Source organism: Rhizobium sp. WYCCWR 11128 (genome assembly GCF_013416305.1).
Taxonomy (GTDB): domain Bacteria; phylum Pseudomonadota; class Alphaproteobacteria; order Rhizobiales; family Rhizobiaceae; genus Rhizobium; species Rhizobium indicum.
Genome location: NZ_JACCEZ010000003.1, coordinates 234,065 through 249,758 on the forward strand (window position 1 = coordinate 234,065; position 15,694 = coordinate 249,758).

General features: G+C 61.7%; 19 protein-coding genes. 13 read left to right on the forward strand and 6 right to left on the reverse strand.

The genetic code is table 11. The features are described 5' to 3' along the window. Both ccmD and HX898_RS13510 read left to right on the forward strand, forming a co-directional pair. Complete coding sequence (ccmD, locus tag HX898_RS33200; RefSeq protein ID WP_012759361.1) at positions 1-180, forward strand: heme exporter protein CcmD; 180 nt, start codon at positions 1-3, stop codon at positions 178-180. Then, positions 177-785 (forward strand): DsbE family thiol:disulfide interchange protein, encoded by a 609-nt coding sequence (locus HX898_RS13510; RefSeq protein ID WP_180194868.1) that lies wholly within the window; start codon positions 177-179, stop codon positions 783-785. Before ccmD ends, HX898_RS13510 begins: the two co-directional genes overlap by 4 nt. 146 nt (positions 786-931) lie before the next feature. Here the strand turns inward: HX898_RS13510 and HX898_RS13515 are convergent, their stop codons facing one another. The 6 genes from HX898_RS13515 to HX898_RS13540 all read right to left on the reverse strand — a co-directional run bounded on the left by HX898_RS13515 (position 932) and on the right by HX898_RS13540 (position 6,368). Next, positions 932-1,519: a DUF2585 domain-containing protein gene (locus HX898_RS13515; protein WP_180194869.1), complete on the reverse strand. Its 588-nt coding sequence runs from the start codon at positions 1,517-1,519 to the stop codon at positions 932-934. Then, complete coding sequence (locus HX898_RS13520; RefSeq protein WP_003543660.1) at positions 1,516-2,160, reverse strand: septation protein A; 645 nt, start codon at positions 2,158-2,160, stop codon at positions 1,516-1,518. The genes HX898_RS13515 and HX898_RS13520 overlap by 4 nt, the downstream gene beginning before the upstream one ends. Positions 2,161-2,236: 76 nt before the next feature. After that, positions 2,237-3,832 (reverse strand): signal recognition particle-docking protein FtsY, encoded by a 1,596-nt coding sequence (gene ftsY / locus HX898_RS13525; protein WP_180194870.1) that lies wholly within the window; start codon positions 3,830-3,832, stop codon positions 2,237-2,239. Positions 3,833-3,848: 16 nt separating this feature from the next. Beyond that, positions 3,849-5,123, reverse strand: coding sequence for a tRNA (N(6)-L-threonylcarbamoyladenosine(37)-C(2))-methylthiotransferase MtaB (mtaB, locus tag HX898_RS13530; protein WP_180194871.1), 1,275 nt, complete (start codon positions 5,121-5,123; stop codon positions 3,849-3,851). After that, entirely contained in the window at positions 5,120-6,025 is a 906-nt protein-coding gene (gene dapF / locus HX898_RS13535; RefSeq protein ID WP_180194872.1) for a diaminopimelate epimerase, read from the reverse strand. The genes mtaB and dapF overlap by 4 nt, the downstream gene beginning before the upstream one ends. Positions 6,026-6,143: 118 nt before the next feature. Further along, the gene (locus tag HX898_RS13540) at positions 6,144-6,368 is read right to left on the reverse strand and encodes a hypothetical protein (protein ID WP_180194873.1); all 225 of its coding nucleotides are present in this window, start codon (positions 6,366-6,368) and stop codon (positions 6,144-6,146) included. 470 nt (positions 6,369-6,838) lie between these two features. Here HX898_RS13540 and ffh point away from each other — a divergent pair, with 470 nt between their 5' ends. From ffh to HX898_RS13595, 11 genes are all read left to right on the forward strand, one after another. After that, positions 6,839-8,425 (forward strand): signal recognition particle protein, encoded by a 1,587-nt coding sequence (gene ffh / locus HX898_RS13545; protein ID WP_138331848.1) that lies wholly within the window; start codon positions 6,839-6,841, stop codon positions 8,423-8,425. Between the two features lie 16 nt (positions 8,426-8,441). Further along, the gene (locus tag HX898_RS13550; protein ID WP_129422020.1) at positions 8,442-8,762 is read left to right on the forward strand and encodes a chorismate mutase; all 321 of its coding nucleotides are present in this window, start codon (positions 8,442-8,444) and stop codon (positions 8,760-8,762) included. Positions 8,763-8,810: 48 nt separating this feature from the next. Continuing rightward, on the forward strand, positions 8,811-9,182 hold the full coding sequence (gene rpsP, locus HX898_RS13555; protein ID WP_180194874.1) for a 30S ribosomal protein S16: 372 nt from the start codon (positions 8,811-8,813) through the stop codon (positions 9,180-9,182). Positions 9,183-9,295: 113 nt separating this feature from the next. Further along, the gene (rimM, locus tag HX898_RS13560) at positions 9,296-9,865 is read left to right on the forward strand and encodes a ribosome maturation factor RimM (protein ID WP_012759372.1); all 570 of its coding nucleotides are present in this window, start codon (positions 9,296-9,298) and stop codon (positions 9,863-9,865) included. Further along, on the forward strand, positions 9,865-10,596 hold the full coding sequence (gene trmD, locus HX898_RS13565) for a tRNA (guanosine(37)-N1)-methyltransferase TrmD (protein WP_180194875.1): 732 nt from the start codon (positions 9,865-9,867) through the stop codon (positions 10,594-10,596). The genes rimM and trmD overlap by 1 nt, the downstream gene beginning before the upstream one ends. A 286-nt stretch (positions 10,597-10,882) precedes the next feature. Then, entirely contained in the window at positions 10,883-11,437 is a 555-nt protein-coding gene (gene rplS, locus HX898_RS13570; RefSeq protein WP_180194876.1) for a 50S ribosomal protein L19, read from the forward strand. A gap of 145 nt (positions 11,438-11,582) precedes the next feature. Next, the gene (locus HX898_RS13575) at positions 11,583-12,380 is read left to right on the forward strand and encodes a transporter substrate-binding domain-containing protein (RefSeq protein WP_180194877.1); all 798 of its coding nucleotides are present in this window, start codon (positions 11,583-11,585) and stop codon (positions 12,378-12,380) included. Between the two features lie 16 nt (positions 12,381-12,396). Continuing rightward, positions 12,397-13,209, forward strand: a complete 813-nt coding sequence (locus HX898_RS13580; RefSeq protein ID WP_180194878.1) for an amino acid ABC transporter permease — start codon at positions 12,397-12,399, stop codon at positions 13,207-13,209. Beyond that, a complete protein-coding gene (locus tag HX898_RS13585; protein ID WP_180194879.1) occupies positions 13,191-13,427 on the forward strand; it encodes a hypothetical protein in 237 nt (78 codons plus the stop codon). The genes HX898_RS13580 and HX898_RS13585 overlap by 19 nt, the downstream gene beginning before the upstream one ends. Before the next feature lie 66 nt (positions 13,428-13,493). Continuing rightward, a complete protein-coding gene (gene leuC / locus HX898_RS13590; RefSeq protein ID WP_138331850.1) occupies positions 13,494-14,903 on the forward strand; it encodes a 3-isopropylmalate dehydratase large subunit in 1,410 nt (469 codons plus the stop codon). Between the two features lie 423 nt (positions 14,904-15,326). Beyond that, positions 15,327-15,680 (forward strand): cell surface protein, encoded by a 354-nt coding sequence (locus HX898_RS13595; RefSeq protein ID WP_180194880.1) that lies wholly within the window; start codon positions 15,327-15,329, stop codon positions 15,678-15,680. Positions 15,681-15,694: the final 14 nt, after the last annotated feature.

A 15,694-nucleotide genomic window follows, 5' to 3' on the forward strand; every position in this document is an offset into this window, starting at 1 on the left:
GTGACGCATGCCTTCTACGTCTACGCTTCCTATGGCTTTGCAGCCCTGGTGACGATCGCCGTCACGGCATGGACCTGGGCCGATGGCCGCGCCCGCCGCAGGGAACTTGCAGCCCTTGAGGCTGCCGGCATCCGCCGCCGTTCGGCGCGCCCCAAGGACAGTGTGGGGGATGGCGAATGAACGACACGCCGGAAAACACCGCCGCCAAGCCGCGCGGGCTGAGCCGTTACGCACTGGCGCTGCTGCCGCTCGTCGTCTTCGGCGGCATTGCGGCAACGGCCGCAAAGATGCTCTACGACCAGGATTTCCATGGCAAGAACATCGCCGAAATTCCCTCCGCCCTGATCGGCACCAAGGCGCCGGCGCTCAACCTGCCGCCGCTCGACGGCGCCAACCTGCCGGCGCTGACCGATGCGGCAATCAAGGGCAAGCTGACCCTCGTCAACGTCTTCGCCTCATGGTGTCTCCCCTGCCGCGATGAACATCCGGTCTTGAAAGAACTGGCAAAGGACGGACGGCTGAATATCGTCGCCATCAATTACAAGGACCAGAGCGACAACGCCCTGCGTTTCCTCGGCGAGCTCGGCAATCCCTATCAGGCGATCGGCATCGATCCGAACGGCAAGGCGGCAATCGACTGGGGCGTCTACGGCATTCCGGAAAGCTATCTGGTCGGGCCTGACGGCACGATCCTTTACAAGCGCGTCGGCCCCTTCGACGATATCAGCCTGAAGGAAGGGTTGTTTCCAGCGATGGAAAAGGCGCTCGGCAAGCCGACTTCCTGAGTGAGTGATCCACAAAAGACCCCTCCTCACAAGGGCGAGGGACTTAACGTGCGGCTCTTCCGTGCGTCCTATCGAACATCCAGTGAGTTGGTCTGGTTTGCGAGGCGGTGCCACGTGTTAGTCCCTCCCCCTTGTGGGGAGGGGTCTTAACCCCCACCCTGCCAGACCTTGATCGCCTCCACCGGCCAGATCAGCATCACAACGTTGAGCGTCAGGTTGTCGCGGATTATGTAGCCGGTAAAAATCTCGAAGAAGATGGCAATCGCCACCGTCAGCGCCACCGGCGCGCGCCGCGCGAAGAAGAAGCCGACGCACATGAAGATGGTGTCCATCGCCGAATTCAGGATGCTGTCGCCGTAATAATCGAGCGCGATGGTCGCCGTGCGGTAGCGGTCGATGATGAGAGGTGAATTCTCGAGCAGCTCCCAGCCGGATTCGATGACGAGCGCCAGCAGCAGCTTTGCCGCCAACGGCTTGCCGCGCAGGATGAGATGGGCGAGCCCGTAGAACAGGAAGCCGTGGATGATGTGCGACGGCGTATACCAATCCGACAGATGCTGCGAATTGCCACTGGTATTGACCCCGCCCTCCCACAGCTTGACATAACCGCAGGCGCAGATCGGCACGCGGCCCATCATAAATTCGGCAGCGATCTGAATGACCAGGACCACAAGGCAGGCGACGAACCAGAAGTTCTGGTGTCTTACGCGAGATTCTAAGTCGACAGCGCTCACTTCTCGCCTTCCGTTTCCAGGTTGACGCTATGCTTCAGCACCAGCGGCATCTGCGCTAGCGTGAAGATGATGGTGATCGGCATCGTGCCCCAGACCTTGAAGGCGACCCAGGTACCGTCGGAAAAATTGCGCCAGACGACTTCATTCAGCACGGCAAGGAAGAGAAAGAAGATGCCCCAGCGGATAGTGAGCTTGCGCCAACCCTCGGCATCGAGCTGGAAGGCGGCGTTGAAGACATAGCCGAGCAGCGACTTGCCGAAGGCCAGCCCGCCGAGCAGCGCCACGCCGAAGAGCGCGTTGACGATGGTCGGCTTCATCTTGATGAAGGTCTCGTTCTGCAGCCAGATCGACAGCGAGCCGAAGATGACGACGACGATGCCCGATACAAAAGGCATGATCGGCAGATGGCCGAGCACGATCTTCGAAACGATCAACGAGATGATCGTCGCCGCCATGAAGAGCCCGGTCGCGACGAACAGCGGTCCGCCCAATTCGGAAAGAGCCGGAAAGGTCTCCACCAGCCACTGGCCGCGCAGATTGGCGAAGAAGAAGATCATCAGCGGCCCGAGTTCCAGCGCCAGTTTCAGCAGCGGGTGATGCCGGTCGGCAGCAGACGGGGTGATATCGCTTTCGGTGCTCATGCGTTCTTCAAACCTGTTTTCCTGGAAACCTGTTTCCGGCCGTGCCTTGCAGGCTTTCGGCGGCATATCTGTGGCATCATTGCCCAAGTCCGGCAATGGCATGGGCAAAATCCTCGGCCTCGAACGGCTCCAGATCCTCGACGCCCTCGCCGACACCGATGAAATAGACCGGCAGCTTGTGCTTGGCGGAGATGGCGACGAGAATGCCGCCGCGCGCCGTGCCGTCGAGCTTGGTCATGATCAGCCCGTTGACACCGGCGACGTTGCGGAAGATCTCGACCTGGCTGAGCGCGTTCTGCCCCGTTGTGGCGTCGAGGGTCTGCAGCACGGTATGCGGCGCATCGGGATCGAGTTTGCCGAGCACGCGGACGATCTTCTCGAGCTCGGCCATCAGCTCGGCCTTGTTCTGCAGGCGGCCGGCGGTATCGACGATCAGCACGTCGCATTTTTTCGTCTTTGCCTGTTCGAAGGCATCATAGGCAAGGCCGGCGGCATCGGCGCCGAGCTTGGTGCCGATGAATTCGGATTTCGTCCGGTCGGCCCAGATCTTCAGCTGCTCGATCGCCGCCGCCCGGAACGTATCGCCGGCAGCCAGCATCACCTTCAGCCCGGCGCCGGAAAGCTTTGCCGCAAGCTTGCCGATCGTCGTGGTCTTGCCGGTGCCGTTGACGCCGACGACGAGGATGACATGCGGCTTGTGCGAGAGGTCGAGCTGCAGCGGCTTGGCGACCGGCTTCAGGACCTTGGCGATTTCCGACGCCATGATCCGGCTGACATCCTCGCCGGTGACATCCTTGCCATAACGCTCGGAAGCAAGCGTGTCGGTGACGCGCATGGCTGTCTCGACGCCGAGATCGGCCTGGATCAGCAGGTCCTCGAGATCCTGCAGCGTCTCGTCATCGAGCTTGCGCTTGGTGAAGAGCGCGGTGATCTGGCCGGTCAGCTGCGAAGAGGTGCGTGCAAGGCCATTACGCAGGCGCTGGAACCAGCTGAGTTTTGGCTGCAGGACAACGGGCTCCGGCTCGACGACCTTCGGGCCGGTGGCAAAGCCTCTGGGGAGGATGGGAGAACCAATCTCCGGTTCTGCCATGGGGTTAACCCCCTCCGCCCTGCCGGGCATCTCCCCCGCAGCTGGGGAGATTGGCTGGGAGGGCGAATCCAGCTCTGCGTCATCCTCAGTCGGAATCTCTTCCGGCTCGGTCGGAACCTCTTCCGGACGCTTTTCGACGATCTCTTCGAGGTCAGCCGGCTGTTCTAGCGCTCCGGTCTCCACAGGATCTGCCGCCTCGTGCGGGAGATGTTCCAGAGGGACAGAAGCGGGTATTTCCGTAACGGTTTCGGCGACCGTCTGGCTTTCAGCCTCCGCCTCCGCTGCTGCCTCGGCTTCCAGCAATGAAAGCGGCACGACACCCATATCGCTCAGCTGGTCGGCGGCGGGCAGGATTGAGGGTTCGACATCATCTTCAGCAACCGGTGCTTCGACCCCGCCCTCGCCGATATCGGCAGCCGGTCCGCCGGCCGTATCCATTTCCTCCGGAAGAACAGGATCATCCGCGATTGGCAGATCTTCGTCGCGCGAACGTGGTTCCAGCTCCCTTTCCACGGCCGCAGGCACAGGTTCTTCAGCCGGCTTGCCGAAGGTGAAGACCTTTTTGATGAAACTGAGCGCCATGAGGATTCCGTGAAAGTCAGGCCGCGGCTGCGGCCGTCAATTGCATGTCGAGATGCTTGCCATTGTGGCCGGTGATCGTGACCGGCACAAGTTCGCCGGGACGAAGGCTAGGGGCCGCGACCAGCGTGAAGTTCTCCGTGTGCGCCAGGCCGTTGTTTTCAACAAGCAGCCATTGCCGGGTTCCGATCATCTGATCGAGATGGGATTGATGCAGCCTATGTCCAGCGGCGCGCAGCCTTGCGGCGCGATCCTTGACCAGCGACCGGTCGAGCTGCGGCATGCGGGCGGCCGGTGTGCCGGGACGCGGACTGTAGGGGAAGACATGCAGATGGGCGATGCCAGCCTCTTCCGCCAGCCTCACGGCATTCTCGAACATCTCTTCGGTTTCGGTGGGAAAGCCCGCAATCATATCGGCGCCGAAGCTCATCTCGGGGCGAAGCCGGCGCGCATCCTCGATGAAACGCAACGCATCGGCACGTAGATGCCGACGTTTCATGCGCTTCAGGATCATATCGTCGCCATGCTGCAGCGACAGATGCAGATGCGGCATGAAGCGGGGTTCGTCGGCAATGAGATCCATCAGATGGGCGTCGGCCTCGATGCTGTCGATCGAGGAAAGCCGCAGGCGGCGGATATCGGGGATCTGCTTCAGCAGCGTCTTCGCCAGAAGCCCGAGCGTCGGGGCGCCGGGAAGATCGCCGCCATAGCTGGTTGCATCGACGCCGGTCAACACGATCTCGCGATAACCGCCGTCGACGAGATTGCGGGCCTGATCGACGACGGCTCCCATCGGTACGGAGCGGGAATTGCCGCGGCCATAGGGAATGATGCAGAAGGTGCAGCGATGATCGCAGCCGTTCTGTACCTGGATGAAGGCACGCACATGGCCGTCGATATGCCTGACCATCTGCGGCGCCGTCGCCTTGACACTCATGATGTCGTTGACCCGGAGCTTCTGTTCGGCCGAAACGCCGAAATCCGGCAGGCTACGATAGGAGGCGCTGGTCAGCTTCTCCTCGTTGCCGAGCACGGCATCGACCTCCGCCATCGCGGCGAAGGTCTGCTTTTCCGTCTGCGCGGCGCAGCCGGTGACGATGATGCGGGCATGCGGATTGTCGCGCCGCGCCCGGCGGATCGCTTGGCGGGCCTGGCGCACGGCCTCACCGGTCACCGCACAGGTGTTGACCAGGATGGCGTTGTTGAGCCCGGCCTTTTCAGCCTGCGCCTTCATCACTTCGGATTCATATGTGTTGAGGCGGCAGCCGAAGGTAATGACCTCGACGCCGCTCACTGCGCCTCCGCCTCTCGGGTACCATCGCGCGACCAGAGACCGGTCGAAGGATCGACCCTGCCCGACCATTCCCATTCGGCCGGGCCGGTCATGATGACATGATCGTCGCGCTCGCGCCATTCGATGGAAAGCGTGGCCGGCGGTTTGGCGCTTGCCACATTAATCGTCACCTTGCGGCCGGTGCGGCCGGTGCGCGCAGCACTGACGGCAGCAGAACAGGCAGCCGAACCGCAGGCAAGCGTCAGTCCCGCGCCACGCTCCCAAGTGCGCGTCGTCACCGATGTCGGCGACGTCACTTGCGCCAGCGTGATATTGGCGCGCTCGGGAAACATCGGATGGTTTTCGAGCAACGGTCCGAAGCGGGCGAGATCATAGGACATCACGTCCCTGTCCACCCAGAAGATCGCATGCGGATTGCCCATCGACATCGCCGACGGCGAATGCAGCACCGGCTTGTCGATCGGGCCGATCTGCAACTCGATGCGGCTGGTGTCGTGGAATTCTTCCGCCAGCGGGATCCTGTCCCAATCGAACACCGGCCGGCCCATATCGACCGAGATCGTCCCGTCCTCGTGCTCGACGGCATTGAGGATGCCGGCGACCGTCTGGAAGGTAAAGACCTTCCTGCCGGTCTCGGCGGCAAGCGCCTGCACGACGCAGCGCGTGCCGTTGCCGCAGGCCTGCGCCTTCGAGCCATCGGAATTCAGGATATCGATGAAGGCATCGGTGCCTTCGGCCTTCGGATCATGGATCGCCATGATCTGATCGAACTCAGTCTGCGGATCGGCATTGAGCGCGACCGCCGCCGCCGGCGTCACCTTGTCCGGCCGGCCGCGCATGTCGACGACCAGGATCTTGTTGCCAAGCCCGTTCATCCTCGCAAATTCGACCGTTGCGCTCATGGGTATCATTCCGTCTGTCTTTCCGGTGTATATGGCGGAAATGCGAAGGAATTACCAGTGGGTGAGTGCCGGGCAGGTGTTGCGGCCCGCCGATCCCTTCGAGGCAGCAGTTCGGCTTTTACCGCTGCGCACTGTCGGGATCGAAGGATGCAGCATGGGCTTCGACAATCGCTGCGGTGATGACCTTTCTCAGCTCGTAGACCAGCGAGCGGGACCGCTTGCGATCCAGATCCTGTGCCGCCTTGGCAAGATTCAGGCCTTCGTTCAGGACAATGTGATGGGCCCGCGCCAGCGCCCAGCTCTCAATATCAGGATTTAACATTCGATATCTCCGCCGATTCATTCGGCATCAAGGATATTCACGAATCATTTTACAGGACGCACTTAAGTAGAAAGTAGAATCACACGCCGAATAATTTGCAACCGGCGTTGCTAGCGAATTCAGGCCTCGACTGGAATATTTATCGTCAAAACCTGAAACCCTGGGGGATTGCGCGAGCCATTACATCGATTTGCTTGAATATGTACCTTCGCTGCAACCGCTGGGTGAAACGGCTTCCGAGAAGTCCGCCATGCGGTCATTTGTCCGCATTGCCTTGACTTTCGCGCGGCTTTCCTGTTTATCGCGCCCAATCCGCGACGAGCCGCATGACTCCGAGCCGCCGACCGGGACCTTAAGATCCCGGAGGTCAACACCCGACAGCGCGATGCGCCCTCGGGTGCTTTTTGGCTTTGCGTCTTGTTTTCGTCAAGGAAAAGCACGACGTTTCCGGGCAGGTAAGAACCCGCCCGAAACGTATCAAGGAAGAGCCGATGTTTGAAAACCTCCAGGACCGTCTTGGATCCATTCTGAATGGACTGACAGGCCGTGGCGCGCTTTCGGAAGCCGATGTTTCCGCAGCGCTGCGCGAGGTTCGCCGTGCGTTGCTGGAGGCCGACGTTGCGCTCGACGTCGTGCGTTCCTTCACCGACCGCGTGCGTGAAAAGGCCGTCGGCGCCGAGATCCTGAAGTCGATCAAGCCCGGCCAGATGGTCGTCAAGATCGTGCATGACGAACTGATCGAGATGCTGGGCGGCGAAGGCGTTGGCGTCGACCTTCATGCCGCTGCCCCTGTCGTCATCATGATGGTCGGCCTGCAGGGCTCCGGCAAGACGACGACGTCGGCGAAGATCGCCCATCGCCTGTCGACGCGCGAGAAGAAGAAGGTGCTGATGGCATCGCTCGACACGCGTCGTCCGGCAGCCCAGGAGCAGCTTCGCCAGCTCGGCGCCCAGGCCAATATCGACACACTGCCTATTATATCAGGCCAGTCGCCGACCGATATCGCTGCTCGTGCCGTTCAAGCCGCAAAGCTTGGCGGCCATGACGTCGTCATCCTCGATACCGCCGGCCGTACGCATATCGACGAGCCCCTGATGGTCGAGATGGCCGACATCAAGAAGCGCTCGAACCCGCATGAAATCCTGCTGGTCGCCGATAGTTTGACAGGTCAGGACGCCGTCAACCTCGCCCGCAGTTTCGACGAACGCGTCGGCATCACCGGTCTGGTGCTGACCCGCATGGACGGCGATGGCCGCGGCGGTGCCGCCCTTTCGATGCGCGCCGTCACCGGCAAGCCGATCAAGCTGATCGGCGTCGGCGAGAAGATGAGCGAGCTGGAGGAATTCCATCCCCGCCGCATCGCCGACCGTATTCTCGGCATGGGCGACATCGTCTCGCTCGTCGAGCGCGCGGCGGAAAACATCGACGCCGAGAAGGCGGCCGCCATGGCCGCCAAGATGGCCAAGGGCAAGTTCGATCTCGACGACCTCGCCGACCAGCTGCGCCAGATGCAGAAGATGGGCGGTATGGGCGGCATCATGGGGATGATGCCCGGCATGGCCGGCATGAAGGACAAGATGGCCGCAGCCGGCCTCGACGACAAGCTTTTCGGCCGCCAGATCGCCATCATCCAGTCGATGACCAAGGCCGAGCGCACCAATCCCGACCTGCTCAAGCATTCGCGCAAGAAGCGCATCGCCGCCGGTTCCGGCACCGATGCCGCCGCCATCAACAAGCTTCTGAAGATGCACCGCCAGATGGCGGACATGATGAAGATGATGGGCGGCAAGGGCAAAGGCGGCATGATGAAGCAGATGATGGGCGGCCTTGCCGGCAAGATGGGCCTCGGCGGCGGCATGGGCGGCATGGGTGGCGGCATGCCCGATCTCTCGAATATCGATCCCCGACAGCTCGAGGCCTTGCAGAAGCAGGCGGAAGCGGCGGGGCTTGGAAAACCGGGTGGGGGCATGCCCGGTCTCGGCGGTATGCCGGGTGGTTTGTCGGGCCTCGGCGGCGCCAAGCTGCCGGGCCTTGGCGGTGGTTTCCCGGGATTGCCCGGATTGCCGAAGAAGAAGTGAAAGGATCGCTTGCCCCATGATTGATCCAAACGTCAAAGCCCAGCTCGCGAGCTATCGTCAGTCGATCGACAATATCGACGCCGCTCTCGTGCACATGCTGGCCGAACGCTTCCGCTGCACCAAAGAGGTCGGCGTGCTGAAGGCCAAATACAATTTGCCGCCGGCCGACCCGGCGCGCGAGGAATACCAGATCGAACGCCTTCGCCAGCTGGCGAAAGACGCCAATCTGGACCCGGATTTCGCCGAGAAGTTCCTGAACTTCGTCATCAAGGAAGTCATCCGGCATCATGAGCAGATCGCTGCGGATCACGCTGAACAGAGCGCTGCAGCCCGATAACCGTACCGCTCAAGAAAGCGGTCAAGAAAAGCCCAAGGAGTAAAGAACATGGCACTGAAAATTCGTCTCGCCCGCGGTGGTTCCAAGAAGCGCCCGTATTACCACGTCGTTCTCGCCGATGCGCGCAGCCCGCGTGACGGCCGCTTCCTCGAAAACCTCGGTTCCTGGAACCCGATGCTTGCCAAGGACGATGAGAAGCGCGTTCAGCTGAACGCCGAGCGCATCAAGCACTGGATCGAACACGGCGCCCAGCCGACCGACCGCGTTCTGCGCTTCCTCGATGAGGCAGGCGTTGCCAAGCGCGAAGTCAAGAACAACCCGGTCAAGGCAAAGCCCGGCAAGCGCGCCCAGGAACGCGCCGCCGAAAAGGCTCAGAAGGCCACCGACGCCGCCGCTGCTGCTGCAGACGCCGCGGAATAATCGCGACACCCCCTTCGATCGGGCGGCATGGCGACATGCCGCCCGTTTTCGTTTCCAATCGCACGCACTTCGTTTATGAGAAACCTGTCTTTCGGCTTCACATGAAGGAACCCATGACCAAGCTTGAAAACCCCGTTCTGATGGCGACGATCGGTGGCGCGCAGGGCCTCCGGGGCGAGGTGCGCGCCAAGGCCTATACGGCCGATCCCGGTGCGCTTGGCGACTACGGCCATCTGCACAGCATGGACGGCCGCAGCTTCGAAGTCCTCGAAATCCGCGAGATGAAGAATGTCGTCGTCGTCCGTTTCCGCGGCGTCAACGACCGCAATGCCGCCGAGGCTCTGAACGGGCTTGAACTCTATATCGAGCGGGACAACCTGCCGGACGAGGAGCTGGAGGACGACGAGTTCTATTATGCCGATCTCGAAGGGCTCGAGGCACGCGACGACAAGGGCGTCAGCTATGGCACCGTCACCGGCGTCTTCGATTTCGGCGCCGGCGACCTGCTGGAACTCAAAGGTCCGGGCAAGCGCCCGGTGCTGATCCCCTTCTCCGAAGCCTCGGTGCTGGAGATCGACCTCGAGGCCGGCACGCTGCTGATCGATCCGCTGGCGGCGGGGCTGGTCGAGGATCCCGAAGAGCTTTCGAAATTCACTCCCGACAAGCCGAAAAAGAAGAAGTAATGGCTTTCCGGGCGAGCGTGCTGACACTTTATCCGGAAATGTTTCCGGGGCATCTGGGCTTCTCGCTCGCCGGCAAGGCGATGGAGCGGGGGCAATGGTCGCTGGACACGGTGCAGATCCGCGACTTCGCCACCGACAGGCACCGCACCGTTGACGACACCCCGGCCGGCGGCGGCGCCGGCATGGTGCTGAAGGCCGACGTTCTTGCGCGTGCGATCGACAGCGCCTCAGAAAACGATACCCGCCCACGGCTGCTGATGAGCCCGCGCGGACGGCCGCTGACGCAGGAGCGTGTGCGCGAACTCGCCGCGGGCGACGGCGTCATCATCGTCTGCGGCCGCTTCGAGGGTGTCGACCAGCGGGTGATCGAGGCGCGCGGACTGGAAGAGGTCTCGATCGGCGACTACGTCCTATCAGGCGGCGAGCCGGCGGCGCTGATCGTGCTCGATGCCATCATCCGCATCCTGCCTGGCGTCATGGGCAACGATCTTTCCGGCCTGCACGAAAGCTTCGAAGGCGGACTGCTGGAACATCCGCATTATACCCGGCCGCAGGGATGGGAAGGCCGGGAAATCCCCGCGATCCTCACCTCGGGCAACCATGGCGCCATCGAGAAGTGGCGGCATCAGGAAGCGGTGCGGCTGACGCGGGAGCGGCGGCCGGATTTGCTGGAAAAGGCTGACGCATTGACCCCGAAATCGGGATCGAATTTCGGAAAGCACGATGCGTAGATTCAAAATGTTACAGCGTCCTTTGCGCCGTCTGAAAACACGCGCGGCGCTATAAAGTGAGAAAAACGGCTGATTTCGCAGCCCTTTTCACAAAAATGCCGTCCAAGGGATGACAAGCCCTGGCCTTTCGTGTATTGGCGCACGCGGAAATGGGGTTTATCCCCGTCTGCCAGCAAACAAAGAATGGCGAATCCGCTCCCGCCCTGACGGGCAAAGTCCTGAGGCCAGTTCCGAAGGATCAGTGTCGAGCGCTCTGGCTGTTTCAGAAGAACCAAAGGTTAAGACGATGAACATCATTCAGCAGCTTGAGGCCGAACAGGTCGCCAAGATCGAAGCCAAGCGCACGCTTCCCGAATTTTCCCCGGGCGACACCGTCCGCGTCAACGTCAAGGTCACGGAAGGCACCCGTACCCGCGTTCAGGCCTATGAAGGCGTCTGCATCGCCCGCTCCGGCGGCGGCCTGCAGGAAAACTTCACGGTCCGCAAGATCTCCTACGGCGAAGGCGTCGAGCGCGTATTCCCGATCTACTCGCCGATGATCGAAAGCGTCGACGTCGTTCGCCGCGGTAAGGTCCGTCGCGCCAAGCTCTATTACCTGCGCGACCGTCGCGGCAAGTCTGCCCGTATCGTTGAAGACACCGGCGTCCGCGCCCGCAAGCTCAACGACGCCGAGCGCGCCGCCATTGCCGAGGAAAAGGCACGCATCGAAGCTGAAAAGGTTGCAGCAGCTCAGGCGCTCGCCGCCGAGAGGGCAGCAGCAGAAGCTGCGGAAGCCAAGGCCGCCGCTGAAAAGGCCGCCGCTGAAGCAGCCGCCGCTGCAGCGGAACCGGCAGCAGAATAAGACCTGCGCCACGCAAAATTCTTTGCTTGGAAAGGCGACCTTCGGGTCGCCTTTTCTATTTTTTGCTTCGGTGCGCAGCCGGCGGCCTTGCCTCGGGCCTATCTTCCGTGACAGTTTTTGCCGTTCAATTTTGGGGAACCGTTCAATGTTGTTTCGTCGTACCGTTCTTGCGAGCTTCGCCGCCCTTGCTCTTCTACCCCACGCCGCATCGGCCGCCGAACTGCCCGATCTCGGCGGCAAGAGCGTCGTCGTCGTCACCGAGAATGCCTATCCGCCGCTGCAGTTCGTCGATCCGAAATCCGGCAAGGCGATCGGCTGGGAATATGATGCGATGAACGAGATCGCCAAGCGGCTGAATTTCAAGGTCGAATACCAGAACACCAGCTGGGACGCGATGATCCAGGCGGTGTCCGACGGCCAGTACAACATCGGCATGACCGGCATCACCATCAAGGAAGACCGCAAGCAGAAAGTGGATTTCTCCGATCCCTATATGCGCTCGCAGCAGTTCATGCTGGTGCGCGGCGATGAGAAGCGCTTCACCGACGCCAAGTCCTTCGGCGAATTCAAGGATGGCCTGGTCGGCGCACAACCCGGCACCACGCCCTTCTACACCGCCGTCTACGAAGTGCTTGATGGCAACGAGCAGAACCCGCGCATCAAGCTCTTCGAAACCTTCGGCGCCACCGTCCAGGCCCTGAAGGCCGGCGACGTCGACGTCGTGCTGACCGACGGCACCGCCGGCAAGGGTTATGTCGACGCCTCGAACGGCGCCTTGAAGCTGATCGGCGAGCCGCTCGGCACCGAAGATTTCGGCTTCATCTTCCCGAAAGGGTCCGACCTCGTCGCCCCTGTTAATGCCGCCATCGCCGCACTCAAGACCGACGGCACGCTGGATGGGCTGAACAAGAAGTGGTTCCTCGACTACAAGATGGGCGAATGACGCCGAGCAACTATTGATGGCAGTGCGACCATCTCCCGACAGACACGTCAAGGACGACTATCCCTGGTGGCTGGTCGCCCTCGTCACGATCGGCATCGTGCTTGCCGTCGTCATCGTCGCCAACGATATCTATGCCCAGGTCTTCCGCACCGTCGTCAACGGTGTCGGCATCACCGTCTTCGTCACGCTGGTCGCCTTCGTGCTCGCCACCGTGCTCGGCCTCGGCATCTGCCTGCTTGGCATGGCCGATAGCCAGGTGTTGCGGCAGATTGCGCGCTTCTACATCGAGATCATCCGCGGCATACCGATCCTCGTGCTGCTGTTCTACGTCGCCTTCGTCGGCGCGCCGGCTCTGGTTGCAGCCTATAATTTCCTGATTTCACCGCTGGTGACATCAGGCGTGGCCGAGCCCGTCCTGGTGCGTGATCTCTCGCTGATGTGGCGAGCGATCATCGCGCTGACGGTCGGCTATTCCTCCTTCATCGCCGAAATCTTCCGGGCCGGTTTCCAGTCGGTCGATCTCGGCCAGATCGAGGCGGCCAAGGCGCTTGGCCTGTCGCGCTACCGGCGCTTTCGCTCCGTCGTCTTCCCGCAGGCGATCCGGGTGATCTTCCCGCCGCTCTCCAACGATTTCGTCTCGATGGTGAAGGACAGCTCGCTCGTCTCGGTGCTCGGCGTCGCCGACATCACCCAGATGGGCAAGGTCTATGCCGCCGGCTCCTTCCGCTTCTTCGAGACCTATTCGATCGTCACCTATATCTATCTGATCCTGACGATCGGCCTGTCGCTGGCGCTGCGGCGGACGGAGAAATGGATGAAGTCGCGGTAAGCGATCAATCCCCGCCGCGCCGCCGAGAGGCCGCAGAGCGCCTGCTGATGATTCAAATTGAAGCCGCCGCGAAAAATCGCTATATGCAGGGCCATGGAATCCAAGTTCAGATGCATTGGTGCGCATATTTTCGTGCTGCAGGATCACTATCGCCTGCCGGCACGGTTTTTTGCGTGCGTGTCCGGTGCGCTCAACAGCCGACTTCGTTGATCGAATGACGGCCGGCGGAGCCTGATCTGCCATTTCTCGATTTTCCAAAAGCTTAGAAAAACGGACTTAACGCCATGAGCGCACCGCGTACCATCTACGACAAGATCTGGGACGATCATCTGGTCGACGAACAGGCAGACGGCACCTGTCTTCTGTACATCGACCGCCATCTGGTCCACGAAGTCACCTCGCCGCAGGCTTTCGAAGGCCTGCGCATGACCGGCCGCAAGGTTCGCGCGCCGGAAAAGACGCTCGCCGTCGTCGACCATAACGTTCCGACCTCGCCCGACCGCCACCTCGGCATCAAGAACGAGGAAAGCCGCATCCAGGTGGAAGCGCTGGCCACCAACGCCGCCGAATTCGGCGTCGAATATTATTCGGCAAGCGACAAGCGCCAGGGCATCGTTCACATCGTCGGTCCGGAACAGGGCTTCACCCTGCCGGGCATGACCATCGTCTGCGGCGACAGCCACACCTCGACGCACGGCGCCTTCGGCGCGCTGGCGCACGGCATCGGCACCTCCGAGGTCGAGCATGTGCTGGCGACCCAGACGCTGATCCAGAAGAAGGCAAAGAACATGCTGGTGCGGGTCGATGGCGTGCTTCCGCCGCACGTCACCGCCAAGGACATCATCCTTGCCATCATCGGCGAGATCGGCACGGCCGGCGGCACCGGCCACGTCATCGAATTTGCCGGCGAAGCGATCCGCGCGCTGTCGATGGAAGGCCGCATGACCATCTGCAACATGACGATCGAAGGCGGCGCCCGCGCCGGCCTGATCGCCCCGGATGAAAAGACCTTCGAATATATCAAGGGCAAGCCGCGCGCGCCGAAGGGCGAGGCGCTGGAACAGGCCATCGCCTACTGGAAGACGCTGCAGACCGACGAGGGCGCTCATTATGACCGCGTCGTCGTGCTCGATGCCGCCAGCCTGCCGCCGATCGTTTCCTGGGGCTCCTCGCCCGAGGATGTCATCTCCGTCCAGGGCATCGTTCCGAACCCGGACGACATTCCGGACGAGACCAAGCGCACCTCCAAGTGGCGCGCGCTCGATTATATGGGTCTGAAGCCGGGCACGAAGATGACCGACATCACGCTCGACCGCGTCTTCATCGGCTCCTGCACCAACGGCCGCATCGAGGATCTGCGCGAAGTCGCCAAGGTCGTCGAAGGCAAGACGGTTGCCCCAACCGTCGACGCGATGATCGTGCCGGGCTCCGGCCTCGTCAAGGAACAGGCGGAAGCCGAAGGCCTCGACAAGATCTTCAAGGCCGCCGGTTTCGACTGGCGCGAGCCGGGCTGCTCCATGTGTCTTGCCATGAACGACGACCGCCTGAAGCCGGGCGAACGCTGCGCCTCGACCTCGAACCGCAACTTCGAAGGCCGTCAGGGCTTCAAGGGCCGCACGCACCTCGTCTCGCCGGCAATGGCGGCCGCAGCCGCAATCGCCGGCCACTTCGTCGATATCCGCGAGTGGAACTGATCCATCAAAACGGATGACAATCAAAAGCCCACCGATGCCCCTGCGCATCGGTGGGCTTCGCATTTGTGGCACCCCCCTGTCTTCGGCGCCTGGTGGGTATTGCTTTCTTGGGCTCGTCAGTGAATGACCCGCATTCTCGATTTCACCCGTTCGGGCAATCGACATCGGGGAATGCCTGTGGCTTCATCCAGATGGCGCTTTCAGACGCATCTCGCGCGACTTTCGACAGGCACGCTTTCGCGCGTCCATTGCCGGTTTCGGCGATCACTGGCCTGGCTGCGCTACAGCGCCGCGCGTCTTTTCAGACGCGCAAAGGACGCTGTAACATTTTGAATTGCTGCATAATTTCATCCTTAAATCGATTCCGATTTAAGGAATTATGCAGGAGCAAAGTTCCGCGTTGTGTGATCTGGGAGAATAGCCATGAGACAGAAAATGGCAGGACGCCTGCCGCAAACCATCCTGGGCGTGTTCGCGTCGCTGGCATCAATCGATGCCGCTGCGGCTGCGCCGATCCATCCGCCGGCACCGCCGATGACGGTCTCTTCCGGCTTGTGGCAACAGGTTGCGCAAGGCAAGGCACCAACTCTCAACGGATATCGCGGTTATAGCAGCGCGCGGCCCGGCTATATCAAGAGCTCGAACGGCTATTGGTATCCCTCGCGCGCCTTTGCTTCGGACGAATATACCGGCTCGATCGGACGGCCGCAGCGCCTGAACAATGCCTGCAACTACGGTTTTACCCCGACCAACGGCTCGTCCAAATGTAATTATTGAAGCGGCAGGCCCAT

Excerpts from the sequence above, each read along its gene's own strand:
- HX898_RS13510 (WP_180194868.1), top strand. The coding sequence starts at position 177 with ATGAACGACACGCCGGAAAACACCGCCGCCAAGCCGCGCGGGCTGAGC.
- HX898_RS13520 (WP_003543660.1), bottom strand. The coding sequence starts at position 2,160 with ATGAGCACCGAAAGCGATATCACCCCGTCTGCTGCCGACCGGCATCAC.
- ftsY (WP_180194870.1), bottom strand. The coding sequence starts at position 3,832 with ATGGCGCTCAGTTTCATCAAAAAGGTCTTCACCTTCGGCAAGCCGGCT.
- dapF (WP_180194872.1), bottom strand. The coding sequence starts at position 6,025 with ATGAGCGCAACGGTCGAATTTGCGAGGATGAACGGGCTTGGCAACAAG.
- HX898_RS13540 (WP_180194873.1), bottom strand. The coding sequence starts at position 6,368 with ATGAATCGGCGGAGATATCGAATGTTAAATCCTGATATTGAGAGCTGG.
- ffh (WP_138331848.1), top strand. The coding sequence starts at position 6,839 with ATGTTTGAAAACCTCCAGGACCGTCTTGGATCCATTCTGAATGGACTG.
- HX898_RS13550 (WP_129422020.1), top strand. The coding sequence starts at position 8,442 with ATGATTGATCCAAACGTCAAAGCCCAGCTCGCGAGCTATCGTCAGTCG.
- rpsP (WP_180194874.1), top strand. The coding sequence starts at position 8,811 with ATGGCACTGAAAATTCGTCTCGCCCGCGGTGGTTCCAAGAAGCGCCCG.
- rimM (WP_012759372.1), top strand. The coding sequence starts at position 9,296 with ATGACCAAGCTTGAAAACCCCGTTCTGATGGCGACGATCGGTGGCGCG.
- trmD (WP_180194875.1), top strand. The coding sequence starts at position 9,865 with ATGGCTTTCCGGGCGAGCGTGCTGACACTTTATCCGGAAATGTTTCCG.
- rplS (WP_180194876.1), top strand. The coding sequence starts at position 10,883 with ATGAACATCATTCAGCAGCTTGAGGCCGAACAGGTCGCCAAGATCGAA.
- HX898_RS13575 (WP_180194877.1), top strand. The coding sequence starts at position 11,583 with ATGTTGTTTCGTCGTACCGTTCTTGCGAGCTTCGCCGCCCTTGCTCTT.
- HX898_RS13580 (WP_180194878.1), top strand. The coding sequence starts at position 12,397 with ATGGCAGTGCGACCATCTCCCGACAGACACGTCAAGGACGACTATCCC.
- HX898_RS13585 (WP_180194879.1), top strand. The coding sequence starts at position 13,191 with ATGGATGAAGTCGCGGTAAGCGATCAATCCCCGCCGCGCCGCCGAGAG.
- leuC (WP_138331850.1), top strand. The coding sequence starts at position 13,494 with ATGAGCGCACCGCGTACCATCTACGACAAGATCTGGGACGATCATCTG.
- HX898_RS13595 (WP_180194880.1), top strand. The coding sequence starts at position 15,327 with ATGAGACAGAAAATGGCAGGACGCCTGCCGCAAACCATCCTGGGCGTG.